Raw genomic sequence first — 25188 nt, 5'->3', positions numbered from 1 at the left:
AGTTTGCTTGCAAAAGGCCAAGTGCAGCGACCAAAACAAGCCACTTAGGATCACGCTGATAGTTCGGGTACCAACCCGAATGCCCCTGCTTGTCTCATTTCTTCAAAATAAGAGCTGCGGCTTTGTAAGTCGCTGCTCAAGTTAAAACTACGGCGCCGGTTGAAGCCTGCGCCGTAGCATTTACGGGCACAACGGTCCTGCTTTTGCTACAACGTCTTACACGCCGCTCTGCAGCAGCATGTTACGGATGTGACCAATGGCCTTAGTCGGGTTCAGGCCTTTGGGACATACGTTGACGCAGTTCATGATCCCGCGGCAGCGGAATACGCTGAACGGGTCATCCAGTGAAGCCAGACGCTCGGACGTCTTGGTGTCACGGCTGTCTGCCAGGAAGCGATAGGCTTGCAGCAGTGCAGCTGGACCCAGGAACTTGTCCGGGTTCCACCAGAAGGACGGGCAAGAGGTCGAGCAGCAAGCGCACAGGATGCACTCGTACAGACCGTCGAGCTTCTCGCGCTCTTCCGGGGACTGCAGACGCTCGATGGCCGGAGCCGGCGTGTCGTTCTGCAGGAATGGCTTAACCTTCTCGTATTGCTTGTAGAAGATGCTCATATCGACGACCAGGTCACGGATAACCGGCAAACCTGGCAGCGGACGTACAACGAGCTTGCCCTTCTTGACCACGGCAGACAGCGGCGTGACGCAAGCCAGGCCGTTTTTGCCGTTGATGTTCATGCCGTCGGAACCACAGACACCTTCACGGCAAGAGCGACGATAGGAGAAACCTTCGTCCTGCTCTTTGATCAGGGCCAGCACATCCAGCACCATCAGGTCTTTACCACCGGTATCGACCTCAAATTCCTGCATGAACGGCGCGGCGTCCTGATCAGGGTTGTAGCGATAAACACTGACTTTCAACATGGCAGCCACCCTTAGTAAGTCCGAATCTTCGGTTCAAACGTCGGAACCGTCTTCGGCGAGAAGTTCACGGCACGCTTGGTTACACGCTTGTCACCCGGGAAGTACAGGGTGTGGCACAACCAGTTTTCGTCATCGCGATCTTCAAAGTCTTCACGAGCGTGGGCACCACGGGATTCTTTACGAACCTCGGCGGCAATCGCAGTCGCTTCAGCCACTTCCAGCAGGTTTTGCAGCTCAAGGGCTTCGATACGAGCGGTGTTGAACGCCTGGCTCTTATCGTTGATCTTGACGTTGGCAATCCGCTTGCGCAGGTCAGCCAGCTGGGCAATACCCTTCTGCATGTATTCGCCAGTACGGAATACACCGAAGTAGTTCTGCATGCAGTTTTGCAGCTCGCGACGCAGGGTTGCCACGTCTTCGCCATCAGTGCGCTCGTTCAGAGCGTTCAGGCGTGCCAGGGCAGCCTCGATGTTGGCGTCGGTGGCGTCATCGTATTCGATGCCGTCGGTCAGGGCTTTTTCCAGGTGCAGGCCGGCAGCACGACCGAATACCACCAGGTCGAGCAGCGAGTTACCGCCCAGGCGGTTGGCACCGTGAACCGATACGCAAGCCACTTCGCCTACCGCGAACAGACCATGAATGATCTCGTCCACGCCTTCGGCGTTCTGGGTGATTGCCTGGCCGTGAATGTTGGTCGGCACGCCGCCCATCATATAGTGGCAAGTTGGAACTACTGGAACCGGAGCAACCACCGGGTCAACGTGCGCGAAAGTCTTGGACAGTTCGCAGATACCTGGCAGGCGGCTATGCAGCACTTCCTCGCCCAGGTGATCAAGCTTCAGCATCACGTGGTCGCCGTTCGGACCGCAACCGTTGCCAGCGATGATTTCTTTAACCATCGAACGGGCAACCACGTCACGACCAGCAAGGTCCTTGGCGTTCGGAGCATAACGCTCCATGAAACGCTCGCCGTGCTTGTTGATCAGGTAACCGCCTTCACCACGGCACCCTTCTGTAACCAGTACACCGGCGCCGGCGATGCCGGTTGGGTGGAACTGCCACATTTCGATGTCTTGCACCGGAACGCCTGCACGCAGGGCCATGCCAACGCCGTCGCCGGTGTTGATCAGGGCGTTGGTGGTCGACGCGTAGATACGACCAGCACCGCCAGTCGCCAGAACGGTAGCCTTGGCGCGGATGTAGGTGGTTTCACCGGTTTCGATGCAGATAGCGATCACACCGACGAACTCGCCTTGCGCGTTCTTGACCAGGTCAACTGCGTAGTACTCGTTCAGGAACGTGGTGCCGGCTTTCAGGTTGCCCTGATAAAGGGTGTGCAGCAGCGCGTGGCCGGTACGGTCGGATGCTGCGCAGGTACGGGCAGCCTGGCCGCCTTTGCCGTAGTCCTTGGACTGGCCGCCGAATGGACGCTGGTAGATACGACCTTGCTCGGTACGGGAGAACGGCAGACCCATGTGGTCCAGCTCGAACACCGCAGCCGGGCCTTCCTGACACATGTATTCGATAGCGTCCTGGTCACCGATATAGTCGGAACCCTTGACGGTATCGTACATGTGCCAGCGCCAGTCATCGTTCGGGTCAGCAGACGCGATGGCGCAGGTGATGCCACCCTGGGCCGATACGGTGTGGGAACGGGTCGGGAACACCTTGGTGATCACGGCCGTCTTGTGACCGCCCTGGGCCAGCTGCAGCGCGGCGCGCATGCCGGCGCCGCCGCCACCAATAATGATGGCGTCAAAAGAAATCGTTGGAATGTTAGCCATGAATCAGATACCCCAGAGAATCTGCACACCCCAGACGAAGTAAGCGAACATCGCGACGCCGCATACTGCCTGGAAAAGGAAACGTACTGCAGTCGCGGACTTGCCCAGCGCCATCGGCGTCAGGTAGTCGGTCGCGATGGTCCACATGCCGACCCAGGCGTGAGCGCCCAGGGCCACAAGGGCGAGCAGACTGAAGATACGCATCCCGTTGTGGGAGAACAGACCGTGCCATTGGGCGTAGCCAATGCCAGGGTTTGCAACGAGGTACCCGATCAGGAAAATGAAATAAGCCGCGAGAACGACCGCAGACACACGCTGTGCCATCCAGTCATAGAGGCCCGAACGCGAAAGGTTCGTAACGCTGGTTACCATATCCAAACTCCTGCCAGAACGATCAGCACCACGGAAATGGCGATGATGATTTTCGAGCCCAGGCGGCCGCCTTCCAGCGTCTCACCGATGCCCATGTCCATGATCAAGTGGCGCACACCGGCTACCAGGTGATACAGCAGAGCGGACAGGAGGCCCCATGCTACGAACTTGGCCAGCGGGCTGGTCAAGCATGCCTTCACCTCGGCGTATCCTTCCTCGGAACCCAGGGATTTGCTCAATGCATAAAGCATGATGCCCAAGCCCAGGAACAGGATGATGCCGGAAACACGGTGCAGGAACGACGTAACGCCGGTGATGGGGAGTTTGATGGTCCTTAGGTCTAGGTTTACAGGTCGTTGGCTATTCACGGCTTTTTTTCACACTGAAGAGCCCCTAACAATCAGGGCAAAGTTGTTGGGGAGTGCACTGGTCAGGTAAGCACCACCCAGGGAGTGCGACCCCCAATGAAAGCAAGCCCAAAAGCCCTTGGCGGTCGGTGGCCGAGTATAGACAGTTAGGCTACTAATGACAACGCGCGCTCCTCACCCTAATAGCTGATTGCGCTGACGGGATAAAAGGCGTAAACGGCAGGCAATTTCGAGGAAAAAGTACGGTTAAAGCCTTCTGGGGCAAGACTTTAGGCAAATTGACATCTGGATTTATATCAATATAGTGGTGCGGGCCCTGCGTGGGGGGTCTGTCTGATGATTTGAAGCATAAATAGGAGGCCACATGGCTGACAAAAAAGCGCAGTTGATCATCGAGGGCGCAGCCCCCGTCGAGCTGCCCATTTTAACCGGCACCGTTGGTCCCGATGTTATCGACGTACGGGGCCTGACGGCCACGGGCCGTTTCACTTTCGACCCTGGCTTCATGTCGACCGCCTCTTGCGAGTCGAAGATTACCTATATCGATGGCGATAATGGCATTCTGCTACATCGCGGCTACCCGATCGAACAACTGGCCGAGAAATCGGACTACCTGGAAACCTGCTACCTGCTGCTAAATGGCGAATTGCCAACAGCCGAACAAAAGGCCCAGTTTGTCAGCACCGTGAAGAACCACACCATGGTTCACGAGCAGTTGAAGACTTTCTTCAACGGCTTCCGTCGCGACGCCCACCCGATGGCCGTTATGTGCGGCGTAGTCGGCGCCCTGTCGGCCTTCTATCACGACTCCCTGGACATCAATAACCCGCAGCATCGCGAAATCTCCGCGATCCGCCTGGTTGCCAAGATGCCAACCCTGGCCGCAATGGTTTACAAGTACTCCATGGGCCAGCCCATGATGTACCCGCGCAACGACCTGACGTACGCGGAAAACTTCCTGCACATGATGTTCAACACCCCGTGCGAGATCAAACCGATCAGCCCGGTGCTGGCCAAGGCCATGGACCGGATCTTCATCCTCCATGCCGACCACGAACAGAACGCCTCGACGTCCACCGTACGCCTGGCAGGTTCCTCGGGGGCCAACCCGTTCGCCTGTATCGCCGCCGGTATCGCTGCTCTGTGGGGCCCTGCCCACGGCGGTGCGAACGAAGCCGTATTGACCATGCTCGATGAAATCGGCGATGTGTCCAACATCGACAAGTTCATCGCCAAGGCCAAGGACAAGAACGATCCGTTCAAGTTGATGGGCTTCGGTCACCGGGTCTACAAGAACCGCGACCCACGCGCCACCGTAATGAAGCAGACCTGCGACGAAGTGTTGAAGGAACTGGGCATCAACAACGATCCGCAACTCGAACTGGCCATGCGCCTGGAAGAGATCGCGCTGACCGACCCGTACTTCATCGAACGCTCGCTGTACCCGAACGTCGACTTCTACTCGGGGATCATCCTCAAGGCGATCGGCATTCCAACCAGCATGTTCACCGTGATCTTCGCCCTGGCGCGGACCGTGGGCTGGATCTCCCACTGGAAAGAAATGCTCTCCAGCCCGTACAAGATTGGCCGCCCGCGCCAGCTGTACACCGGCTACGAGTCGCGTGACATTACCAAGCTGGAAGACCGCAAGTAAGCATTCAACTGCTTAGTTGCATTGAGAACGGCCTCCCTTAGTGGAGGCCGTTTTTGTTTGTGCTGCCTGACCTACCGCTTGCTCGCGAAAGCAATAACCCAGGCAACACAGAACCCCAGGCAAAAAAATGCCCCGGCCTTTCGACCAGGGCATTTCTTATTGAACGACAACCTTAGTGATTAACCGCCCCGCTCGCCCCCAGACCAGTCTGTGAACGCACAAACTGCGGGAAGTACAGCGCACGCTCTTTCACCGCCGCCGCCGATTTGTCGGTGATGGAGAAGAACCAGATACCGACGAACGCAATGATCATCGAGAACAGCGCCGGGTATTCGTACGGGAAGATCGCCTTTTCATGGTGCAGGATCGAGACCCAGATGGTCGGACCAAGGATCATCAGGCCTACGGCACTGACCAGGCCCAGCCAACCGCCAATCATTGCGCCACGGGTGGTGAGGTTTTTCCAGTACATGGAAAGCAGCAGCACCGGGAAGTTACAGCTGGCCGCGATGGAGAACGCCAAGCCGACCATGAACGCAATGTTCTGGCTTTCGAACAGGATACCCAAGCCAATCGCCAGGACAGCCAGGGCGATGGTGGTGATCTTCGAGACGCGAATCTCATCCTTCTCGTTGGCCTTGCCTTTCTTGATCACGCTGGCATACAGGTCATGGGACACCGCCGAAGCACCCGCCAGGGTCAGACCAGCAACCACCGCGAGGATGGTGGCAAACGCCACGGCCGAGATGAAGCCCAGGAAGATACTGCCGCCCACCGCGTTGGCCAGGTGCACCGCCGCCATGTTGTTGCCGCCCAACAGAGCGCCTGCTGCATCCTTGAACGCCGGGTTGGTGCTGACCAGCAGAATCGCGCCGAAGCCGATGATGAAGGTCAGGATATAGAAGTAGCCGATAAAGCCTGTGGCATACAGCACGCTCTTACGGGCTTCCTTAGCGTCGCTCACGGTGAAGAAGCGCATCAGGATGTGTGGCAGGCCAGCGGTACCGAACATCAGGGCCAGGCCGAGGGAGAACGCCGAAATCGGGTCTTTCACCAGGCCACCCGGGCTCATGATCGCCTCACCTTTAGGGTGAACCTTGATCGCCTCGGAGAACAGCATGTTGAAGTCGAAGTTGACGTGCTTCATCACCATCAGCGCCATGAACGAAGCACCGGACAGCAGCAACACTGCCTTGATGATCTGTACCCAGGTGGTCGCCAGCATGCCGCCGAACAACACATAGAGGCACATCAGGATACCCACCAGGATCACCGCAACATGGTAATCAAGGCCGAACAGCAGTTGGATCAGCTTGCCCGCGCCAACCATCTGCGCGATCAGGTAGAACGCCACCACCACCAGCGAACCACAGGCCGACAGGCTACGGATCTGGGTCTGCCCGAGGCGATAGGACGCCACGTCAGCGAAGGTGTACTTGCCCAGGTTACGCAGGCGCTCGGCGATCAGGAACAGAATGATCGGCCAGCCCACCAGGAAGCCGATCGAGTAGATCAGGCCATCGTAGCCAGAGGTGAATACCAGCGCGGAAATCCCCAGGAAAGATGCCGCCGACATGTAGTCGCCGGCAATCGCCAGGCCGTTCTGGAAACCGGTGATCTTGCCGCCGGCCGCATAGTAGTCGGCCGCCGAGTTGTTACGCTTGGACGCCCAATAGGTAATGCACAAGGTAGCGCCGACGAAGGCGACAAACATCACGATCGCCGCGACATTCAACGGTTGCTTGTGCACTTCACCGGTCAATGCGTCCGCCGCCCAAACGGCAGGAGCAAACAGCGAAGCGCCGAATACAGCCAATAGACGACGGATCATTGCGCAGCCTCCTTGAGAATCGCATTGTTCAGGTCGTCGAATTCGCCGTTGGCGCGTCGTACATAAATGCCTGTGAGCACAAAGGCCGAGACAATCAGGCCGATCCCGATCGGGATTCCCCAGGTTATGGACGATTCAGGGCTGATCTTGGCTCCCAGAACTTGTGGTCCATAGGCAATCAACAGGATGAATCCGGAGTACAGCCCAAGCATGATCGCCGAGAGAATCCAGGCGAACTTTTCCCTTTTACTGACCAGCTCCTTGAAACGCGGGCTGTTTTGAATCGAGAGGTAAATGCTGTCGTTCATTGTTTTTATCCTCGCAGCACAGCTTTTTTATTATTGGAACATATCCACTGTATGCGGCTGCGGGAGAGGTTCCAGACGACCTTAGTCTTAGAACCCGTGTAGCGAGGGTTTACGGCGCGCCAGAAACAATTGCAGGAGCGAGCTTGCTCGCGAAAAACGTCAACGATAACGCGCACACCCTGGAGGATTGCGGCGTCTTTGCGTTCTTCGCGAGCAAGCTCGCTCCTACAGGTTTATCCGATTATTTGGCAGTCCACTCGGCCACACGCTCAGGGTGCTTGGCCACCCAATCCTTGGCCGCCACATCAGGCTTGGCACCTTCCTGGATCGCCAGCATGACTTCGCCGATTTCGTCCTTGGAGGCCCACTGGAATTTCTTCAGAAACGCAGCGACTTCCGGGGCTTTCTTTTCCAGGCCCTTGCTGCCGATGCTGTTGACGGTCTCGGCAGCACCATAAATGCCTTTTGGATCATCAAGGAAGCGCAGTTTCCACTTGGCGAACATCCAATGTGGCACCCAGCCAGTTACCGCGATGGAATCCTGCTTGTCTTCTGCGCGAGTCAATTCGGCGATCATGGCTGCGCCGGAACTGGCTTGCAGTTTGTAGTCCAGGCCGTATTGCTTGATGGCTTCGTCAGTCTTGAGCATCACGCCTGAGCCGGCATCGATGCCAACGATTTTGTTCTTGAAGGTGGTGTCGGTCTTCAAGTCCTCGATGGACTTGGCCTTGACGTACTCCGGTACGATCAAACCGATCTTCGCATCCTTGAAGTTGGGGCCGTAGTCGACCACCTTGTCCTTGTTCTTGGTCCAATACTCGCCGTGAGTCACCGGCAGCCAGGCCGAGAGCATCGCGTCGAGTTTGCCAGTGGCCACGCCCTGCCACATGATCCCGGTGGCGACCGCTTGCAGCTTCACGTCATAGCCGAGCTTTTGCTTGATCACTTCAGCTGCCACATGGGTGGTGGCAACGCTGTCCGACCAGCCGTCAACATAACCGATGCTCAGGGTCTTGCTGTCGGCGCTGGCCAGCGTGGAACCCATCGCAACTACCAACGTGGCAGCTGCGCCCAAGAGTCGTCGCATCTTCATAGTGCATCCCCGAAAGTGCTGCGCCCGACGGATGCCGAGCGACGTCAACCTGTTGTTCTATGGTGCTGTTCGATCATCAACCCGCCGCCCCCGGCGACCTGCTCTGACTGCGACCTCGGGTAAGCAAGAAACGACATCAAGTTGCCAGCAGGACGAACTGTAGGAAATTCCGTCAAAATTCCGCCCGAACTTTGCATGTCAAAATTATGCGGCCCCACTGGAAACCGGCAAATGCAGGTAAGATGCGCGGCTTTGCTCCCACACGGCCTGACCATGACCGCGACTGCCCGCTTCCCCTTCCTGCCTTATGTATTTGCCTTGCTGCTCGGCCTGTTTGCACTCGGCGGCTACTGGTACGGCCTTGGCCAGCCGGTGGTGCTGCCGGATGTGGCCAGCGCCAGCCACAAGCTGCAATGCGCGTCCTACACGCCATTTGACAAGGACCAATCGCCCTTCGACCAGCCGTTCAAACTGCGCCCCGAGCGCATGGACGCCGACCTGGCACTGCTGGCCACGCGTTTTGAGTGCATCCGCACCTACTCCATGACCGGCCTCGAAGCCCTGCCTGACCTGGCGCGCAAGCATGGCCTGAAGTTGATGAGCGGTGCCTGGATCAGCAGCAACCCGGTGGACAACGCCAAGGAAGTCGACCTGCTGATCGCCTCGGCCAATGCCAACCCCGACGTGGTCACGTCGGTGATCGTCGGCAACGAAGCCCTGCTGCGCAAGGAAATCACCGCCACGCAGTTGGTGAAGCTGATCGAGAAGGTCAAAAGCCAGATCCAGCAGCCGGTCACCTACGCCGACGTCTGGGAGTTCTGGCTGCAACACCCGGAGATCGCCCCGGCAGTGGATTTCCTGACCATCCACCTGCTGCCGTACTGGGAAGATGACCCGGCGGGCATCGATCAGGCCCTGCGCCACGTCGGCGATATCCGCCAGACCTTCGGTAACCGCTTTGCGCCCAAGGACGTGATGATTGGCGAGACCGGCTGGCCCAGCGAAGGCCGCCAGCGCGAAACCGCCGTGCCGAGCCGGGTCAACGAGGCGAAGTTCATTCGCGGCTTTGTCGCCATGGCCGAAGCCAATGGCTGGCACTACAACCTGATCGAAGCCTTTGACCAGCCATGGAAACGCGCCAGCGAAGGTGCGGTTGGTGGTTACTGGGGACTGTTTGATGCCGACCGCCAGGACAAGGGCATTCTGGCCGGCCCGGTCACCAACGTGCCGTACTGGCCGGTGTGGCTGGGCGTTGGCGGGTTGATCCTGCTGGGTACCCTGGTGCTCGGCGGGCGTGTGCGCACGACCCGCTCTGCCCTGCTGCTGCCGTTACTCGGCGCAGTGGCCGCCGGTTCGATTGGCAGTTGGGCCGAACTGACCCGGGTGACCGCACGCTTCACCGATGAATGGATCTGGGCAGCACTGCTGCTGGCATTGAACCTGTTGGTGCTGGCACACGCCGCCCTGGCCTTGAGCGCTCGCCAGGGTTGGCGCGAGCGGGCCTTTGCCTGGCTGGAGCAACGCGCTGGCTGGCTGATAGCATTTGCCGGATTCGCCGCGGCGGTCATGATGCTGGCGCTGGTGTTCGACCCGCGCTACCGCAGCTTCCCCAGTGCCGCCCTGCTGCTGCCGGCACTGGTCTACCTGCTGCGCCCTGTTACCGGGCCACGCCGGGAAATTGCCCTGCTGGCCTTCATCATCGGTGCCGGCATTGCGCCGCAGCTGTACCGCGAAGGCTTGATGAACCAGCAGGCGCTGGGTTGGGCATTGGTCAGTGGTTTGATGGTAGCTGCCCTGTGGCGTTGCCTGAGGGCGCGCAAACCCTGAGATTGCTATCGCAAGCAAGCCCACTCCCACATTGTGGGAGCTGGCTTGCCTGCGATTGGCCCTATCAGACAGCCCGAGGCGCCCTGACCAACCGCAACCCGGCAATCACCAACGCAAACACCGCAAAATTGGTGTTGTACAACGCCAACGCCGGAATCCCGAACGCCAACCCCAGCACCGCCAAGCCCCATCCGGCACGACCTGGCACAAAAAACGCCAGTACCGACGTGACCAACGCAGCCCAGCCCAACACCCGAAAGTGAATCATCAACCCCAGATTGGCGCGCAGCTGGCATTCCCAGCGGCTGGCGTCGTCAACGCAGATGCCCACCCACTGCCCATCTTCCATGAACCCGTAACGGGCGCCATAACTGGCGGCCAACCATAACGGCACGGCCAACAGCAGCAGGATCAGCGGCAAACGAGGGGACATAAGGGCACTCCGATAGGCGAAAACGGCGCCCAGCTTAATCTCCCCGGGGCCATTGGCAAGGGCTGCACGCAGATAACTATTCATCAAAGCGTGCCAAAGTGTATCGTCTGGCTACTATTACCTCGATTCCTACGTTTTTTTCCGATATTTAGTGCAGATGGTTGGCACTTCGGCGACAACGCGGTGGTCATAGCCTGCGAACTTCATTCAGCACGTTTTCCTCTTAGGGATTTAGTCATGCTCCGTTCCTTGCGCTGTGCTGCCCTGTTGGGTGGCCTTTTTCTGAGTGCGTCAGCACTGGCGGTCGATGTCGACCCGGCCAGCTATGGCTACCCTTTGACCAACCCGTTCGAGGCGACCATCGCCACCACGCCACCGGATCTGCGGCCGGATTTGCCATCCATCGATGACATCAACCAATCCGACTACAGCCTGACCATGCGCCCGGAGCGTGAATTCAGCCTGCCCGACAACTTCTGGCCGGTGAAAAAACTCACCTACCGCATTGCCAAGCAAGACCGCGCCGCGCCGCTGATTTTCCTGATCGCCGGTACCGGCGCGCGCTATGACAGCACCCTCAACGAATACCTGAAAAAGCTGTACTACAAGGCGGGTTACCACGTCGTCCAATTGTCGTCGCCCACCAGCTTTGACTTCATCAGCGCCGCCTCGCGCTTTGCCACCCCTGGCATCACCCAGGAAGACGCCGAGGACATGTACCGCGTAATGCAGGCCGTACGCGCACAAAATGCCACACTGCCGGTCACCGATTTCTACCTCACCGGCTACAGCCTGGGTGCGCTGGACGCGGCATTCGTCAGCAAGCTGGACGAGACCCGCCGCAGCTTCAACTTCAAGAAAGTGTTGCTGCTCAACCCGCCGGTCAACCTGTACACCTCCATCACCAACCTCGACAAGCTGGTGCAGACCGAGGTCAAGGGCATCAACAACAGCACGACTTTCTATGAGTTGGTACTGGCCAAACTGACCCGCTACTTCCAGGAAAAGGGCTATATCGACCTTAACGACGCCCTGCTCTACGACTTCCAGAACTCCAAGGAGCACCTGACCAACGAGCAGATGGCGATGCTGATCGGCACCTCGTTCCGCTTCTCGGCGGCCGATATCGCCTTCACCTCGGACCTGATCAACCGTCGCGGCCTGATCATCCCGCCCAAGTACCCGATCACCGAAAGCACCAGCCTCACGCCATTCCTCAAGCGTGCCCTGCAGTGTGATTTCGACTGCTACCTCACCGAACAAGTGATCCCGATGTGGCGCGCCCGCTCCGACGGCGGCAGCCTGCTGCAACTGGTCGATCAGGTCAGCCTGTATGCCCTTGAGGACTATCTGCGCGACAGCCCGAAAATCGCCGTGATGCACAACGCCGACGACGTGATCCTCGGCCCTGGCGACCTGGGCTTTTTGCGTAAAACCTTCGGCGATCGCCTGACCGTCTACCCACTGGGCGGCCACTGCGGCAACCTCAATTACCGCGTCAACGCCGACGCCATGCTGGAGTTCTTCCGTGGCTAAACATCTCCTGCTTCTTGCGGCCTTACTCTGTGCAGGCGTTGCCAACGCGGACAACAGCAAGGCTCACTCGCCGACCGTGGTTGATCAGGATGGCTTCAAGGAGCCCTTGAGCAAACTCAAGTTCAACCCCGGCCTGGACCAGCGCGAGTTCGAGCGCTCGACCCTCAACGCCCTCAACGTCTATGACCCGTTGGAGTCGTGGAACCGTCGGGTGTACCACTTCAACTATCGCTTCGACCAATGGGTGTTCCTGCCGGTGGTCGACGGCTATCGCTACGTCACCCCAAGTTTCCTGCGCACGGGCGTCAGCAATTTCTTCAACAACCTGGGCGATGTGCCCAACCTGTTGAACAGCCTGCTGCAACTCAAGGGCCATCGCTCCCTGGAAACTACCGGCCGCCTGCTGGTCAACACCACCCTCGGCATCGCCGGCCTGTGGGACCCGGCTACTGCCATGGGCCTGCCGCGTCAGAGCGAAGACTTCGGCCAGACCCTGGGTTTCTACGGCGTGCCCGGTGGGGCCTACCTGGTCCTGCCGATCCTCGGCCCGTCGAACCTGCGTGACACCGGCGGCCTGCTCGTGGACTACACCGCCGAATCGCAGATCAACTTCCTCAACGTCGCCGAAGTCAGCTCCAACCACCCGGAAATCTGGGCCCTGCGCGCGGTAGACAAGCGCTACCAAACGAGCTTTCGGTACGGCCAGATGAACTCGCCGTTCGAGTATGAAAAGGTTCGGTACGTGTACAGCGAGTCGCGAAAACTACAAATAGCAGAGTAATACTCAGCACAAACAAAAAGGCCATCGAACACCTCGATGGCCTTTTTTAATGCACGCAGGAGTCAATTTCGGTACGACTCGGAACCCTTTCGTACATGTTTGCCACGTACATCCTGGCACGCACGCTGATACGCCTGACAAACAACAGGCTGACTGCGCTGCCTACCTCGAACTTTCCAGTGGAGTTTCTACATGACGATATCTGGTTCCCAGCCCCCCATCACAGCCCCCTTCGTCCCCGGCTCTGTAGCCGTCGAGCCCAAGGCTTCGACACCCCCTGACCTGCAAGCTCCCAGAGGCGCCCATGGCCGACCTGCCGGCGATACTCGCAGCGCAGAACAAATCTTCAAGGACAACCCGATCCTGAAAGATGTCCTCAAACAAAATGGTCCTTTTGCGAACAACTTCTTCAATCAGCTCAAGAATCAAACCGGCGACTGGAGCCCCGCCAACCGTAACCCCGAATCACGCGCCGATGCCGCCTATAACCTGGCCGATGTGGTCAGTCATATCAATGGCCGCACAGACATCAAGCGCCAGGATCCGGCCCAACAGAACGATCAACACATACAAGGCTTCGGCCAGTTCGGTAGTGTTTCAGCAGGATCGGAAGCACAGAAGCTCAAGGCTTTCAGTGAAAAAGGCTACAGCGCGCTGTAACAATCCAACCCCATTTTGCCCTCTTCAACAGAGGGCCTTCGGTATGATCGTGGTTCACCCCTTCAAGGCACGCCACAGCTTGTTCACCACCGAGACCACTGCCAGTACCACCGCCCCGGCAATGACCCCCGCGACGGCATTGAGCAGGGTTGGCATCAGCCAACTGATGCCACCAACGCTCTGGCTCACGCTCTCAATCCAGTGATGCACCGCAGGCACGCCGTGGGTCAGGATGCCGCCACCGACCATGAACATCGCCGCCGTGCCAATTACCGAGAGGCTTTTCATCATGTACGGCGCGGTTCGCAGAAGCCCGTTGCCAATATCGCGTACCAATTGGCCGGGCTTTTGCGCCATCCACAGGCCCAGGTCATCGAGTTTGACGATGCCGGCCACCAGGCCGTACACGCCGATGGTCATGACCAGGGCGATGCCCGACAACACGATCACTTGCTGCATCAACGGCGCGTCGGCCACGGTGCCCAGGGTGATGGCGATGATTTCGGCGGAGAGGATAAAGTCGGTGCGGATCGCGCCCTTGATCTTGTCTTTCTCGAAGGCCACCAGGTCTGTTGCGGGGTCGGCCACCGCTTCGACTAACTGCGCGTGCTCGGCCTGAGCATCCGCCTTGCTGTGCAGGAATTTATGGGCGAGCTTTTCAAAGCCTTCGAAACACAGATAGGCACCGCCGAGCATCAGCAGTGGCGTGACCGCCCACGGCGCGAAGGCGCTGATCAATAGCGCGGTGGGCACCAGGATCAGTTTGTTGATAAACGAGCCCTTGGCAACGGCCCACACCACCGGGATTTCCCGCTCGGCGCGCACGCCAGAGACTTGCTGGGCATTGAGCGCCAGATCGTCCCCCAGCACCCCGGCGGTTTTCTTGGCGGCCATTTTTGTCATCAAGGCCACATCGTCGAGTACCGCCGCGATGTCATCAATCAAAACCAACAAGCTGCTTCCTGCCATGAATCGGACGTCCTTAATGTGGGATATTCCGCAGCATAGCGTGGTACAAAGCGTCGCGGGCACATTCTTGAGGCTCGCGGATCGCCGGTGCTACCATGCGCAACCGCCTGTCCTGGCAAGGAATCATCTGGTCTATGAGCACCATTCGCGAGCGCAACAAAGAACTGATCCTGCGGGCTGCCAGCGAGGAGTTTGCCGACAAGGGCTTCGCCGCGACCAAAACCAGCGATATCGCCGCCAAGGCCGGGCTGCCCAAGCCCAACGTCTACTACTACTTCAAATCCAAGGACAACCTCTATCGCGAGGTGCTCGAAAGCATCATCGAGCCGATCCTGGCCGCCTCCACGCCCTTCAACCCGGACGGCGACCCCAGGCAGGTGCTGAGCGGCTACATCCGCTCGAAAATCAGCATCTCCCGCGACCTGCCGTTTGCCTCCAAAGTGTTCGCCAGCGAAATCATGCACGGCGCACCGCACCTGAGCCCCGAACAGGTGGAACAGCTTAACGCCCAGGCCAAGCACAACATCCAATGCATCCAGAGCTGGGTGGATCGCGGCCTGATCGCCGCCATTGACCCCAATCACCTGATGTTCAGCATCTGGGCGGCCACCCAGACCTATGCCGATTTTGACTGGCAGATCTCAGCGGTCACGGGCAAGGCCAAGCTGGATGAAGCCGATTATGAAGCGGCGGCGCAGACGATTATCCGGTTGGTGTTGAAGGGGTGTGAGCCGGACTGAAAGACCGTGGTGTGGCTATCGCAGGCATGCCGGCTCCCACAGCGTCCGTGCCAGATACAAAATGTATGAACGACAAAAGTCCACTGTGGGAGCGGGCTTGCCCGCGATAGCAATAGCCCAGACACATCCTGCCAAAAGCCTGTTCATTCAACTCCATTTCCCGGATCTAGCCTCTCAGAACACCAACTGAAGAGAGGCAATGGAATGCCTGGTCTACCTGCATCAAATCGCCTGCGCATCGGGCGCTACAACGAACCTAATCGAATCTATCACCTCACCACCAATACACTTGACCGCGAACCTGTATTCCAAGACTTCAAATTGGGTCGATTAATCGTTCAGCAATTTAGAATCGCCCAAAACCAAGGACTAGCCACTTCACTGGCATGGGTGGTCATGCCCGATCATTTTCATTGGTTGATTTCACTGGATCAGGGCTCCCTGGCCGATTTGATGCGCCAGGTGAAATCCAAAAGTACCCGGGTGGTCAATGCTGTAGCTGGCCGACAGGGACGCCTATGGCAACCAGGCTTTCATGATCATGCTGTGCGCCGGGAAGAAAGCCTCGAAAGGATCGCTCGATATATCGTTGCCAATCCCCTGAGGGCTGGCCTTGTAAAAAAGTGCGGGGACTATCCGCTGTGGGATGCGATCTGGTTATGAGCACATACCGAGTCGCCAGCATCGCAGGCAAGCCAGCTCCCACAGGGATTTGCATGGATTGAACAATTTGTGTCTGGTACACATCCAGTGTGGGAGCGGGCTTGCTCGCGAAGAGGCCCTCCCAGTCACCCCAAAATCAAGCACTCACCCCCGCATCCGCCAACAACCCCACCCCCTCGATCGCACTGATCGCACACTGCTCATCAATATCCGACGTATCGCCACTGATCCCGATCGCCCCCAGCACCAGCCCCGCCTGATCGCGAATCAGCACCCCACCCGGCGCCGGCACTACACCGCCCTGCCCCAGGCTGTTCAAGGCGGCAATAAACGCCGGCCGCTGCTGTGCATCCAATGCCAGCAAGCGCGAGCCTTTGCCCAGGGCAATCGCGCCCCAGGCCTTGCCGATGGCAATTTGCGGGCGCAGCAGGCTGGCGCCGTCCTCGCGTTGCAGGGTGATCAGGTGTCCGCCGCTGTCGAGCACCGCAATGGTCAGCGGTGCAGCGGCAATGGTGCGGCCTGCGGTGATGGCCTGGCTGACCAGGTTGACTGCGACTTTCAAGGTTAAAGCGCTCATGGGTGCCGTCCTTATTTTGTTATTGAGAAAGCCTGGGGGCTCTGACTGATCAGAAGCCTGATACGACAAATAGATCACAATAGATTTATTTTTTGTATACAATTTTTCGAAACATACGCACCATACGTCGAAATACTCCCTGCAAAATGCCTTCCGACGAATGCACAGACGCTAGAACAAAATGGATTGACCTGCGCTGCTCGCCGTGAATACACTTTGACCCAACCGACTTGTATACAATTACAAAACGCAAGAGGCACCAAAACCATGAGCAAAATGAGAGCAATCGAAGCCGCCGTTCTGGTGATGCGCCGTGAAGGCGTGGACACCGCCTTCGGCATCCCAGGTGCCGCGATCAACCCGTTGTATTCGGCCCTGCAAAAGGTCGGCGGCATCGATCACGTCCTCGCTCGCCACGTGGAAGGCGCTTCGCACATGGCCGAGGGTTACACCCGTACCAAGGCCGGTAATATCGGCGTGTGCATCGGTACTTCGGGCCCGGCGGGCACCGATATGGTCACCGGCCTGTACAGTGCCTCGGCGGATTCGATCCCGATCCTGTGCATCACCGGGCAAGCACCGCGGGCCCGGATGCACAAGGAAGATTTCCAGGCCGTGGATATCACCAGCATCGTCAAGCCGGTGACCAAGTGGGCAACCACCGTGCTGGAACCGGGCCAAGTGCCCTATGCGTTCCAGAAAGCCTTTTATGAAATGCGCTCCGGCCGCCCTGGCCCGGTGTTGATCGACTTGCCATTCGACGTACAGATGGCCGAAATCGAGTTCGACATCGACGCCTACCAGCCACTGCCACTGGCCAAGCCACTGGCCACGCGCATCCAGGTCGAGAAAGCCCTGGCCATGCTCGACCAAGCCGAGCGCCCGCTGCTGGTCAGCGGTGGCGGCGTGATCAATGCCGACGCCAGCGAACTGCTGGTGGAGTTCGCCGAACTGACCGGTATCCCGGTGATTCCGACCCTGATGGGCTGGGGCACCATCCCCGACGATCACCCGCTGATGGTGGGCATGGTCGGTCTGCAAACCTCGCACCGCTACGGCAACGCAACGATGCTCAAGTCGGACGTGGTGCTGGGCGTCGGTAACCGCTGGGCCAACCGCCACACCGGTTCGGTGGAGGTGTACACCGAGGGTCGCAAATTCATTCACGTTGACATCGAGCCGACACAAATCGGCCGCGTGTTCACCCCGGACCTGGGCATCGTCTCCGACGCCGGCGCAGCGCTAACGATGTTTATCGAAGTGGCCCGCGAGTGGAAAGCCGCCGGCAAGCTCAAGGACCGCAGCGCCTGGCTGCATGATTGCCAGCAACGCAAGGCCACCCTGCACCGCAAGACCCACTTCGACAACGTTCCGGTCAAGCCGCAACGGGTGTACGAAGAGATGAACCAGGTGTTCGGCAAAGACACTTGCTATGTCAGCACCATCGGCCTGTCGCAGATTGCCGGCGCGCAGTTCCTGCACGTCTACAAGCCGCGCCACTGGATCAACTGCGGCCAGGCCGGCCCGCTGGGCTGGACCATTCCGGCTGCGCTGGGCGTGGTCAAGGCCGACCCGAGCCGCAAGGTGGTGGCACTGTCGGGCGACTATGACTTCCAGTTCATGATCGAAGAGCTGGCCGTGGGCGCGCAGTTCAAGCTGCCGTACATCCACGTGGTAGTGAACAACTCCTACCTGGGGCTGATCCGCCAGGCCCAACGTGGGTTTGAAATGGACTACTGCGTGCAGCTGTCTTTCGACAACCTCAACGCCCCGGAACTCAACGGCTATGGTGTTGACCACGTCGCCGTCGCCGAAGGCCTGGGTTGCAAGGCCCTGCGCGTGTTCGAACCGGCGCAGATCCAGCCGGCGTTGCGCAAGGCTCAGGAAATGATCGAGGAATTCAAGGTTCCAGTGATCGTTGAGATTATTCTGGAGCGTGTGACCAATATTTCCATGGGCACCGAGATCAACGCCGTCAACGAATTCGAAGACCTGGCACTGGTGGGCAATGACGCGCCTACCGCGATTTCACTGCTCGATTAATGACTGCACGTTCCCGCGCCCGACGCGGGAACGCTTTTGAGGAGATTCCCATGCCGCGTTTTGCCGCCAACCTGTCCATGCTGTTCACCGAGCAGGACTTCCTTGCCCGCTTCAAAGCCGCCGCCGACGCAGGTTTCAGTGGTGTGGAATACCTGTTCCCCTACGAGTTCAGCTCCGCCGAAATCAAGGCGCAGCTTGACGCCCACGGCCTGACCCAAGTGCTGTTCAACCTGCCGGCCGGTGACTGGGCCAACGGTGAGCGCGGCCTGGCCTGCCACCCGGATCGGGTCGAGGAGTTCCGTGCCGGCGTCAACCTGGCCATCGCCTATGCCCAGGTGCTGGGCAATACCCAGATCAACTGCCTGGCCGGCATCCGTCCACAAGGACTGGATGACGCCAGCGTCGAAAAAACCTTCGTCGCCAACCTCAAGTACGCCGCCGACAAGCTGCAAGCGGTGGGCATCAAGCTGGTGATGGAAGCGATCAACACTCGCGATATCCCAGGCTTCTACCTGAACAACACGGCGCAGGCCCTGGCGATCCGTGAACAGGTGGGCAGCGCCAACCTGTTCCTGCAATACGACATCTATCACATGCAAATCATGGAAGGCGACCTGGCCCGCACCATGGCGACGCACCTGGATCAGATCAACCATATCCAGTTGGCGGACAACCCCGGGCGCAACGAGCCGGGCACGGGCGAGATCAACTATCGCTTCCTGTTCGAACACCTGGACCGCATCGGGTATCAGGGCTGGGTGGGCTGCGAGTACAAGCCGCTGACCACGACCCAAGCCGGTCTTGGCTGGCTCAAGACCCATAACGCGATCTGACCAACACCATAAAAACCTGTAGGAGCTGGCTTGCCTGCGATACAGACACCTCGGTGTATCAGGCATACCCAGGTGATGCCATCGCAGGCAAGCCAGCTCCCACAGGGGGCAGTGCCAGACCTGCACAACTCATAAAAAGAGGATTTTGATCATGGCTAAAATCGGCTTTATCGGCACCGGCATCATGGGCCAACCCATGGCCGCGAACCTGCAGAAAGCAGGTCACCAACTGTTCCTCTCCGAGCATCACGGCAAGGCACCCGCCGAGCTAGTCGCCGCTGGCGCCGTGGCCCTGGCCAACCCGCAGCAAGTGGCCCAGGAAGCAGAATTCATCATTGTCATGGTGCCCGACACCCCGCAGGTCGACGACGTACTGTTCCGCGCCGATGGCGTGGCGGCCGGCCTGTCACCGAACAAAGTGGTGATCGACATGAGTTCGATCTCGCCCACCGCCACCAAGGCGTTTGCCGCGAAGATCAACGCCACCGGCGCGCAGTACCTCGACGCCCCGGTATCCGGCGGTGAAGTCGGCGCCAAGGCCGGGACACTGAGCATCATGATCGGCGGCCAGCCACAGACCTTCGAGCGCGCCCTGCCACTGTTCCAGAGCATGGGCAAGAACATCACCCTGGTGGGCGGCAATGGCGACGGCCAGACCGCCAAGGTGGCGAACCAGATCATCGTCGCCCTGAACATCCAGGCCGTGGCCGAAGCGCTGCTGTTCGCCTCGAAAAACGGCGCAGACCCCGCCAAGGTGCGTGAAGCGCTGATGGGCGGCTTCGCCTCGTCGAAGATCCTCGAAGTGCATGGCGAGCGGATGATCAAGGGCACCTTCGACCCAGGTTTCCGTATCAACCTGCACCAGAAGGATTTGAACCTGGCCCTGGCCGGCGCCAAGGAACTGGGGATCAACCTGCCCAACACCGCCGGCACCCAACAAGTGTTCAGCACCTGCACCGCGATTGGCGGCGGCAACTGGGACCACTCGGCGCTGATCAAGGGCCTGGAGCATATGGCGAATTTCTCGATTCGCGATAAGTAACCCCCGTTGAAATGAGGGCCAAATGTGGGAGCGGGCTTGCTCGCGATAGCGGTGTTCCAGTCAGCATGGATGTTGAATGTAAGACCATCGCGAGCAAGCCCGCTCCCACATTTTGATCCGGTTCCAAGTCTCAACTCTAATAACAAAAACCCGGGAGCCCGCTTATGTCGGTCGATCCGCAACACCTGCTTCGCGAGCTGTTTGCCACAGCCATCGACGCTGCCCACCCCCGGCAAGTCCTCGAACCTTATCTGCCTGCCGACCGCAGCGGCCGCGTGATCGTGATCGGCGCGGGCAAAGCCGCGGCCGCCATGGCCCTGGTCGTGGAAAACAGCTGGCAAGGCCAAGTCTCGGGCCTGGTGGTCACCCGCTACGGCCACGGCGCGCCCTGCCAGAAAATCGAAGTGGTCGAAGCCGCGCACCCGGTGCCCGATGCCGCAGGCCAGGCCGTGGCCAAGCGCGTGCTGGAGCTGATCAGCAACCTCAACGAAGACGACCGCGTGATCTTCCTCTTGTCCGGCGGTGGCTCCGCCCTGCTGGCCTTGCCGGCAGCGGGAATTACCCTGGCCGACAAGCAGGCGATCAACAAAGCCCTGCTCAAATCCGGCGCGACTATTGGCGAGATGAATTGCGTGCGCAAGCACCTCTCGGCAATCAAGGGCGGGCGATTGGCCAAGGCGTCCTGGCCCGCCACCGTCTACACCTATGCGATTTCCGATGTACCGGGCGATCAAGCCACAGTGATTGCCTCCGGCCCCACCGTGGGCGACCCGAGCACCTCACAACAAGCGCTGGCGATCCTCAAGCGTTACCAGATCGACATCCCGGCCTCGGTGCGCAGTTGGTTGCAGAGCCCTGAGTCGGAGACCGTCAAACCCGGTGATCCGTGCCTTGCGCGCAGCCATTTCCAACTGATCGCGCGGCCACAACAATCTTTGGAAGCCGTGGCGGTAAAAGTGCGCCAGGCCGGTTTCAGCCCGCTGATCCTCGGCGACCTGGAAGGCGAAGCGCGGGACGTGGCCAAGGTCCATGCCGGCATCACCCGGCAGATCATCCAGCACGGCCAGCCACTGGCAGCGCCCTGCGTGATCCTGTCCGGTGGCGAAACCACCGTGACCGTGCGCGGTAATGGCCGTGGCGGACGCAACGCCGAGTTCCTGCTGAGCCTGACTGACAGCCTCAAGGGCCTGCCCGGTGTCTACGCGCTGGCCGGGGACACTGACGGCATCGACGGTTCCGAAGACAACGCCGGGGCGATCATGACCCCCACCAGCTATGCCCGTGCCCAAACCCTGGGCCTGTCGGCCAGCGATGAGTTGGACAACAACAATGGCTACGGCTATTTCGCGGCACTCGACGCGTTGATCGTCACCGAGCCGACCCGGACCAACGTCAACGACTTCCGCGCCATTCTGATCCTTGAGAGTCCTGAACATGACGCCTGACAAGAAGGTCAAAATCCTCGCCACCCTGGGACCGGCCACCGACGGTATCGATGACATCCGCGAACTGGTGGAAGCCGGGGTGAACATCTTCCGCCTCAACTTCAGCCATGGCGACCACGCCGACCATGCCCAGCGCTACCAGTGGATCCGCCAGGTCGAGCGGCAATTGAACTACCCCCTCGGCATCCTGATGGACTTGCAAGGGCCCAAGCTGCGCGTCGGCCGGTTTGCCGAAGGCAAGGTGCAACTGGTGCGCGGCCAGGCCCTGCGCCTGGACCTGGACGACACCCCGGGCGACCAGCGCCGGGTCAACCTGCCGCACCCGGAAATCATCGCCGCCCTTGAACCGGGCATGGACCTGTTGCTGGACGACGGCAAGCTGCGCCTGCGGGTGACCGCCAAATACAGCGACGCCATCGACACTACCGTGCTCAACGGTGGCGAATTGTCGGACCGTAAAGGCGTGAACGTGCCACAAGCCTTGCTGGAGTTGAGCCCATTGACCGCCAAGGATCGGCGTGACCTGAGCTTTGGCCTGGAGCTTGGGGTGGACTGGGTCGCCCTGTCGTTTGTGCAGCGCCCGGAAGACATCCGCGAAGCCCGCGAACTGATTGGCGACAAAGCCTACCTGATGGCCAAGATCGAGAAACCCTCGGCCGTGCAACGCTTGCAGGAAATCGCCGAGCTGAGCGACGCGATCATGGTTGCCAGAGGGGATCTGGGCGTGGAAGTCCCGGCCGAAAGCGTGCCGCAAATCCAGAAAGACATCATCACCACCTGCCGCCAGTTGGGTAAACCGGTGGTGGTCGCCACACAGATGCTCGAATCCATGCGCTTCTCACCGGCCCCGACCCGCGCCGAAGTCACGGACGTGGCCAATGCCGTGGCCGAAGGCGCCGATGCGGTGATGCTCTCGGCCGAAACCGCCTCTGGCGAATACCCGCTGGAAGCCGTGCAGATGATGAGCAAGATCATCCGCCAGGTAGAGAACGGCCCCGATTACCAGACCCAACTGGATGTAAGCCGACCCAAGGCCGATGCCACGGTGTCCGACGCGATCAGCTGTGCGATCCGCCGGATCAGCAGCATCCTGCCGGTGGCGGTGCTGGTGAACTACAGCGAGTCCGGCACATCCACCCTGCGGGCAGCGCGGGAGCGGCCGGCGGTGCCGATCCTCAACCTCACGCCAAACCTGTCCACCGCCAGGCGCCTGAGCGTGGCCTGGGGCGTGCACTCGGTGGTCAATGATCGGTTGCGGCAGGTGGACGAGGTGTGTTCCACGGCGCTGGAAATCGCCCAGGCCCAGGGCATGGCCCAGCGTGGGGATACGTTGTTGATCACGGCGGGGGTGCCTTTCGGGCAGCCGGGGTCGACCAACTCGCTGCGTATCGAGACGCTACTGTAGGAGCGAGCGTGCTCGCGAAAAACCTGAGAACGACGCGTCCATTCAGACAGCACGCGTCATCGTTAACGACCTTCGCGAGCAAGCTCGCTCCTACAGGGGAGCGACCACCACCATGTCCAACCCAACCTGCCCCGACTGGGCCGAAGCCCTGCTCAACGGTTTCAGCCAGATCTTCCTGCAGCGCCACCCGCTGTGTGGCCTGCTGTGCCTGCTGGCGATCCTGACCTGTGCCCCGGCCCTGCTCGGCGGTGCGCTGCTGGGCGGGGTCGCCGGTTTGCTCACGGCCCAGCGCCGTGACTATCCCAAGGCCGAGCGCCAGGCCGGGCTCTATAGCTACAACGGTGTGCTGCTGGGGTTGCTGATCAGCCAGCACTTTGCCTGGTCGGCACTGTTGCCGCCGTTGATCCTGGCGTGCGGTGGCCTGAGTGCGATCCTGACGCGCCAATGGATCAAGCGCGTGGCCCATAGCGATGACTTGCCCGCCTACACCGCGCCCTTTGTCGGTTTGAGCTGGCTGTTGCTCGGCACGGTCTCACCTGTGGCGTTGACGATCAGCCCGCCGGATACCCTGGCGTGGCTCGGCGCACCGCTGGTTGGTCTTGGGCAGATCGTCCTGCTCGATCAACCGCTGGCCGGCCTGTTGATTGCCGTGGGGTTATGGCTGGCTGACCGGCGCGCGGCGCTGTGGGCCTTGATCGGCGCCTGCAGCGGCGTCGCGATGGGCCTGATGCTCGATGACCGCGCCGGCTCCCTGCTCGGCCTGCACAGCTATAACCCGGCACTCGCCGCCCTCGCCCTCAGCCAGTTCCGGCGCCAGCCCTGGCTGCCATTGTTCGGCATCCTGCTGGCAATCATCCTGACCCCAGGCTTCGCCGGCCTGCACCTGGCGCCGCTGACTGCGCCGTTTATCCTCGCCTGCTGGCTGGTACGCGCGACCCGGCGCCTGCTGCAAAGGCCCAACATGGACAGCCCGTTCGAATCCCCCTAGGCTTCGCAGACCTTCGATTCAGGCGAACTTCATGGACAGCAACAACGACTGGCGCCAGCGCCTCTACGTCATGGTATTCCAGAGCGACACCGCGGCCGGGCGGCGCTTCGACGGCATCCTGTTGCTGACCATCCTCGCAAGCCTGGTGATCGTGATGCTCGACAGCATCGACCAGATCCACCAGAACTACGCCGATGTACTGGCCTATATCGAGTGGGGCTTCACCATCATCTTCGCCATCGAATACGGCCTGCGCCTGTATTGCTCGCCCAAGCCGTTGCGCTATGCCTTCAGCTTCTACGGGCTGGTGGACTTGCTGGCCATCGTCCCCGGCATCCTTGCGCTGTACTACAGCGATGCCCAGTACCTGCTGATCATCCGCATCATCCGCATGCTGCGGATCTTCCGCGTGCTCAAGCTGGGTCCGTATCTCAAGCAGGCCAACTACCTGATGTCGGCGCTGCGCGGCAGCAAGCAGAAGATCGTGGTGTTCCTGGTCAGCGTGTGCACCCTGGTCACGGTGTTCGGCACCCTGATGTACGTGATCGAAGGCCCGGAGCACGGCTTTACCAGCATCCCCAAGGGCATCTACTGGGCTATCGTGACCCTGACCACCGTGGGCTTTGGCGATATCGTGCCCAAGACCCCGCTGGGCCAGGTGATTTCGTCGCTGGTGATGATCACCGGTTACTCGATCATCGCCGTACCCACCGGGATTTTTACCGCCGAGCTGGCCAACGCCATGCGCGGCGAGCAACTGCAACACGATTGCCCGGTGTGCAAGAAAAGCAGCCATGAACCCAACGCAGCCTTTTGCTCACGGTGTGGCAACGGGCTGTATCGCAAAGTGGAATAAGCAAAGTTCTTTTTAATCTTTAAGCGTCTATGCCGCCCCGGCTATAGTCGTGGGCTATA

Annotated in this window: 24 protein-coding genes; 14 read left to right on the top strand and 10 right to left on the bottom strand. The window is 59.8% G+C overall.

The window, feature by feature from the left end; genetic code table 11:
- Positions 1-216: 216 nt before the first annotated feature.
- The 4 genes from KL786_RS05005 to sdhC are packed head-to-tail and all read right to left on the bottom strand — an operon-like array spanning position 217 to position 3445.
- The gene (locus KL786_RS05005) at positions 217-921 is read right to left on the bottom strand and encodes a succinate dehydrogenase iron-sulfur subunit (protein ID WP_029292674.1); all 705 of its coding nucleotides are present in this window, start codon (positions 919-921) and stop codon (positions 217-219) included.
- A gap of 11 nt (positions 922-932) precedes the next feature.
- Positions 933-2705: a succinate dehydrogenase flavoprotein subunit gene (sdhA, locus tag KL786_RS05000; protein WP_032859173.1), complete on the bottom strand. Its 1773-nt coding sequence runs from the start codon at positions 2703-2705 to the stop codon at positions 933-935.
- Between the two features lie 3 nt (positions 2706-2708).
- Positions 2709-3077, bottom strand: coding sequence for a succinate dehydrogenase, hydrophobic membrane anchor protein (sdhD, locus tag KL786_RS04995; RefSeq protein WP_029292670.1), 369 nt, complete (start codon positions 3075-3077; stop codon positions 2709-2711).
- Positions 3071-3445 carry a succinate dehydrogenase, cytochrome b556 subunit gene (gene sdhC / locus KL786_RS04990; RefSeq protein WP_003172804.1) on the bottom strand — a complete coding sequence of 125 codons (375 nt, stop codon included), beginning with the start codon at positions 3443-3445 and terminating at the stop codon, positions 3071-3073. Before sdhC ends, sdhD begins: the two co-directional genes overlap by 7 nt.
- A 364-nt stretch (positions 3446-3809) precedes the next feature.
- Here sdhC and gltA point away from each other — a divergent pair, with 364 nt between their 5' ends.
- Entirely contained in the window at positions 3810-5099 is a 1290-nt protein-coding gene (gltA, locus tag KL786_RS04985; RefSeq protein ID WP_003222994.1) for a citrate synthase, read from the top strand.
- Positions 5100-5271: 172 nt separating this feature from the next.
- Here the strand turns inward: gltA and KL786_RS04980 are convergent, their stop codons facing one another.
- The 3 genes from KL786_RS04980 to KL786_RS04970 all read right to left on the bottom strand — a co-directional run bounded on the left by KL786_RS04980 (position 5272) and on the right by KL786_RS04970 (position 8331).
- Positions 5272-6930 carry a cation acetate symporter gene (locus tag KL786_RS04980; protein WP_032859168.1) on the bottom strand — a complete coding sequence of 553 codons (1659 nt, stop codon included), beginning with the start codon at positions 6928-6930 and terminating at the stop codon, positions 5272-5274.
- Entirely contained in the window at positions 6927-7238 is a 312-nt protein-coding gene (locus tag KL786_RS04975; RefSeq protein WP_032859167.1) for a DUF485 domain-containing protein, read from the bottom strand. The genes KL786_RS04980 and KL786_RS04975 overlap by 4 nt, the downstream gene beginning before the upstream one ends.
- A gap of 241 nt (positions 7239-7479) precedes the next feature.
- Positions 7480-8331, bottom strand: a complete 852-nt coding sequence (locus KL786_RS04970) for a glycine betaine ABC transporter substrate-binding protein (protein ID WP_032859165.1) — start codon at positions 8329-8331, stop codon at positions 7480-7482.
- 231 nt (positions 8332-8562) lie between these two features.
- On the opposite strand from KL786_RS04970, the gene KL786_RS04965 reads away from it, so the two are divergent.
- A complete protein-coding gene (locus KL786_RS04965; RefSeq protein ID WP_215516956.1) occupies positions 8563-10158 on the top strand; it encodes a glycoside hydrolase family 17 protein in 1596 nt (531 codons plus the stop codon).
- Positions 10159-10222: 64 nt separating this feature from the next.
- Here KL786_RS04965 and KL786_RS04960 read toward each other — a convergent pair whose 3' ends face one another.
- Positions 10223-10591: a hypothetical protein gene (locus tag KL786_RS04960; protein WP_215516955.1), complete on the bottom strand. Its 369-nt coding sequence runs from the start codon at positions 10589-10591 to the stop codon at positions 10223-10225.
- A gap of 237 nt (positions 10592-10828) precedes the next feature.
- On the opposite strand from KL786_RS04960, the gene mlaY reads away from it, so the two are divergent.
- The 3 genes from mlaY (at position 10829) to KL786_RS04945 (ending at position 13568) form a co-directional block, all read left to right on the top strand.
- On the top strand, positions 10829-12127 hold the full coding sequence (gene mlaY / locus KL786_RS04955) for a lipid asymmetry maintenance lipase MlaY (protein WP_032859159.1): 1299 nt from the start codon (positions 10829-10831) through the stop codon (positions 12125-12127).
- Entirely contained in the window at positions 12120-12908 is a 789-nt protein-coding gene (locus KL786_RS04950; RefSeq protein WP_215516954.1) for an MlaA family lipoprotein, read from the top strand. Before mlaY ends, KL786_RS04950 begins: the two co-directional genes overlap by 8 nt.
- A 192-nt stretch (positions 12909-13100) precedes the next feature.
- Positions 13101-13568 (top strand): hypothetical protein, encoded by a 468-nt coding sequence (locus tag KL786_RS04945; RefSeq protein WP_215516953.1) that lies wholly within the window; start codon positions 13101-13103, stop codon positions 13566-13568.
- Between the two features lie 54 nt (positions 13569-13622).
- Here KL786_RS04945 and KL786_RS04940 read toward each other — a convergent pair whose 3' ends face one another.
- The gene (locus KL786_RS04940) at positions 13623-14537 is read right to left on the bottom strand and encodes a DUF808 domain-containing protein (RefSeq protein ID WP_215516952.1); all 915 of its coding nucleotides are present in this window, start codon (positions 14535-14537) and stop codon (positions 13623-13625) included.
- 134 nt (positions 14538-14671) lie between these two features.
- On the opposite strand from KL786_RS04940, the gene KL786_RS04935 reads away from it, so the two are divergent.
- Positions 14672-15277, top strand: coding sequence for a TetR/AcrR family transcriptional regulator (locus tag KL786_RS04935; protein ID WP_032859153.1), 606 nt, complete (start codon positions 14672-14674; stop codon positions 15275-15277).
- Between the two features lie 204 nt (positions 15278-15481).
- On the top strand, positions 15482-15940 hold the full coding sequence (locus KL786_RS04930) for an REP-associated tyrosine transposase (protein WP_215516951.1): 459 nt from the start codon (positions 15482-15484) through the stop codon (positions 15938-15940).
- 136 nt (positions 15941-16076) lie between these two features.
- Here the strand turns inward: KL786_RS04930 and KL786_RS04925 are convergent, their stop codons facing one another.
- A complete protein-coding gene (locus KL786_RS04925; RefSeq protein WP_032859150.1) occupies positions 16077-16517 on the bottom strand; it encodes a GlcG/HbpS family heme-binding protein in 441 nt (146 codons plus the stop codon).
- Positions 16518-16784: 267 nt separating this feature from the next.
- On the opposite strand from KL786_RS04925, the gene gcl reads away from it, so the two are divergent.
- From gcl to KL786_RS04890, 7 genes are all read left to right on the top strand, one after another.
- On the top strand, positions 16785-18560 hold the full coding sequence (gcl, locus tag KL786_RS04920) for a glyoxylate carboligase (protein ID WP_032859149.1): 1776 nt from the start codon (positions 16785-16787) through the stop codon (positions 18558-18560).
- Positions 18561-18610: 50 nt separating this feature from the next.
- Positions 18611-19393 carry a hydroxypyruvate isomerase gene (gene hyi / locus KL786_RS04915; protein ID WP_032859147.1) on the top strand — a complete coding sequence of 261 codons (783 nt, stop codon included), beginning with the start codon at positions 18611-18613 and terminating at the stop codon, positions 19391-19393.
- A gap of 151 nt (positions 19394-19544) precedes the next feature.
- Positions 19545-20435, top strand: coding sequence for a 2-hydroxy-3-oxopropionate reductase (locus KL786_RS04910; protein WP_215516950.1), 891 nt, complete (start codon positions 19545-19547; stop codon positions 20433-20435).
- A 164-nt stretch (positions 20436-20599) separates the two neighbouring features.
- A complete protein-coding gene (locus KL786_RS04905; RefSeq protein WP_215516949.1) occupies positions 20600-21880 on the top strand; it encodes a glycerate kinase type-2 family protein in 1281 nt (426 codons plus the stop codon).
- The gene (gene pyk / locus KL786_RS04900; protein ID WP_215516948.1) at positions 21870-23285 is read left to right on the top strand and encodes a pyruvate kinase; all 1416 of its coding nucleotides are present in this window, start codon (positions 21870-21872) and stop codon (positions 23283-23285) included. The genes KL786_RS04905 and pyk overlap by 11 nt, the downstream gene beginning before the upstream one ends.
- Positions 23286-23397: 112 nt before the next feature.
- Positions 23398-24273, top strand: a complete 876-nt coding sequence (locus KL786_RS04895; protein WP_215516947.1) for an urea transporter — start codon at positions 23398-23400, stop codon at positions 24271-24273.
- Between the two features lie 31 nt (positions 24274-24304).
- The gene (locus KL786_RS04890; protein ID WP_215516946.1) at positions 24305-25129 is read left to right on the top strand and encodes an ion transporter; all 825 of its coding nucleotides are present in this window, start codon (positions 24305-24307) and stop codon (positions 25127-25129) included.
- Positions 25130-25188 lie beyond the last annotated feature (59 nt).

The sequence above is a fragment of the Pseudomonas sp. TAE6080 genome, from assembly GCF_018732265.1.
Taxonomy (GTDB): Bacteria; Pseudomonadota; Gammaproteobacteria; order Pseudomonadales; family Pseudomonadaceae; genus Aquipseudomonas; species Aquipseudomonas brenneri.
The sequence above is the reverse complement of the archived record's forward strand: the minus strand, read 5'-3'. Positions and strand labels throughout refer to the sequence as shown.

What these genes read in the sequence shown, in the direction of transcription:
- hyi (WP_032859147.1), top strand. Translation starts at nt 18,611, where the DNA reads ATGCCGCGTTTTGCCGCCAACCTGTCCATGCTGTTCACCGAGCAGGAC.
- mlaY (WP_032859159.1), top strand. Translation starts at nt 10,829, where the DNA reads ATGCTCCGTTCCTTGCGCTGTGCTGCCCTGTTGGGTGGCCTTTTTCTG.
- KL786_RS04970 (WP_032859165.1), bottom strand. Translation starts at nt 8,331, where the DNA reads ATGAAGATGCGACGACTCTTGGGCGCAGCTGCCACGTTGGTAGTTGCG.
- pyk (WP_215516948.1), top strand. Translation starts at nt 21,870, where the DNA reads ATGACGCCTGACAAGAAGGTCAAAATCCTCGCCACCCTGGGACCGGCC.
- gltA (WP_003222994.1), top strand. Translation starts at nt 3,810, where the DNA reads ATGGCTGACAAAAAAGCGCAGTTGATCATCGAGGGCGCAGCCCCCGTC.
- KL786_RS04905 (WP_215516949.1), top strand. Translation starts at nt 20,600, where the DNA reads ATGTCGGTCGATCCGCAACACCTGCTTCGCGAGCTGTTTGCCACAGCC.
- KL786_RS04945 (WP_215516953.1), top strand. Translation starts at nt 13,101, where the DNA reads ATGACGATATCTGGTTCCCAGCCCCCCATCACAGCCCCCTTCGTCCCC.
- KL786_RS04895 (WP_215516947.1), top strand. Translation starts at nt 23,398, where the DNA reads ATGTCCAACCCAACCTGCCCCGACTGGGCCGAAGCCCTGCTCAACGGT.
- sdhA (WP_032859173.1), bottom strand. Translation starts at nt 2,705, where the DNA reads ATGGCTAACATTCCAACGATTTCTTTTGACGCCATCATTATTGGTGGC.
- KL786_RS04935 (WP_032859153.1), top strand. Translation starts at nt 14,672, where the DNA reads ATGAGCACCATTCGCGAGCGCAACAAAGAACTGATCCTGCGGGCTGCC.
- KL786_RS04930 (WP_215516951.1), top strand. Translation starts at nt 15,482, where the DNA reads ATGCCTGGTCTACCTGCATCAAATCGCCTGCGCATCGGGCGCTACAAC.
- KL786_RS05005 (WP_029292674.1), bottom strand. Translation starts at nt 921, where the DNA reads ATGTTGAAAGTCAGTGTTTATCGCTACAACCCTGATCAGGACGCCGCG.
- KL786_RS04890 (WP_215516946.1), top strand. Translation starts at nt 24,305, where the DNA reads ATGGACAGCAACAACGACTGGCGCCAGCGCCTCTACGTCATGGTATTC.
- KL786_RS04910 (WP_215516950.1), top strand. Translation starts at nt 19,545, where the DNA reads ATGGCTAAAATCGGCTTTATCGGCACCGGCATCATGGGCCAACCCATG.
- gcl (WP_032859149.1), top strand. Translation starts at nt 16,785, where the DNA reads ATGAGCAAAATGAGAGCAATCGAAGCCGCCGTTCTGGTGATGCGCCGT.
- sdhD (WP_029292670.1), bottom strand. Translation starts at nt 3,077, where the DNA reads ATGGTAACCAGCGTTACGAACCTTTCGCGTTCGGGCCTCTATGACTGG.
- KL786_RS04925 (WP_032859150.1), bottom strand. Translation starts at nt 16,517, where the DNA reads ATGAGCGCTTTAACCTTGAAAGTCGCAGTCAACCTGGTCAGCCAGGCC.
- KL786_RS04965 (WP_215516956.1), top strand. Translation starts at nt 8,563, where the DNA reads ATGCAGGTAAGATGCGCGGCTTTGCTCCCACACGGCCTGACCATGACC.
- KL786_RS04960 (WP_215516955.1), bottom strand. Translation starts at nt 10,591, where the DNA reads ATGTCCCCTCGTTTGCCGCTGATCCTGCTGCTGTTGGCCGTGCCGTTA.
- KL786_RS04975 (WP_032859167.1), bottom strand. Translation starts at nt 7,238, where the DNA reads ATGAACGACAGCATTTACCTCTCGATTCAAAACAGCCCGCGTTTCAAG.
- KL786_RS04980 (WP_032859168.1), bottom strand. Translation starts at nt 6,930, where the DNA reads ATGATCCGTCGTCTATTGGCTGTATTCGGCGCTTCGCTGTTTGCTCCT.
- KL786_RS04940 (WP_215516952.1), bottom strand. Translation starts at nt 14,537, where the DNA reads ATGGCAGGAAGCAGCTTGTTGGTTTTGATTGATGACATCGCGGCGGTA.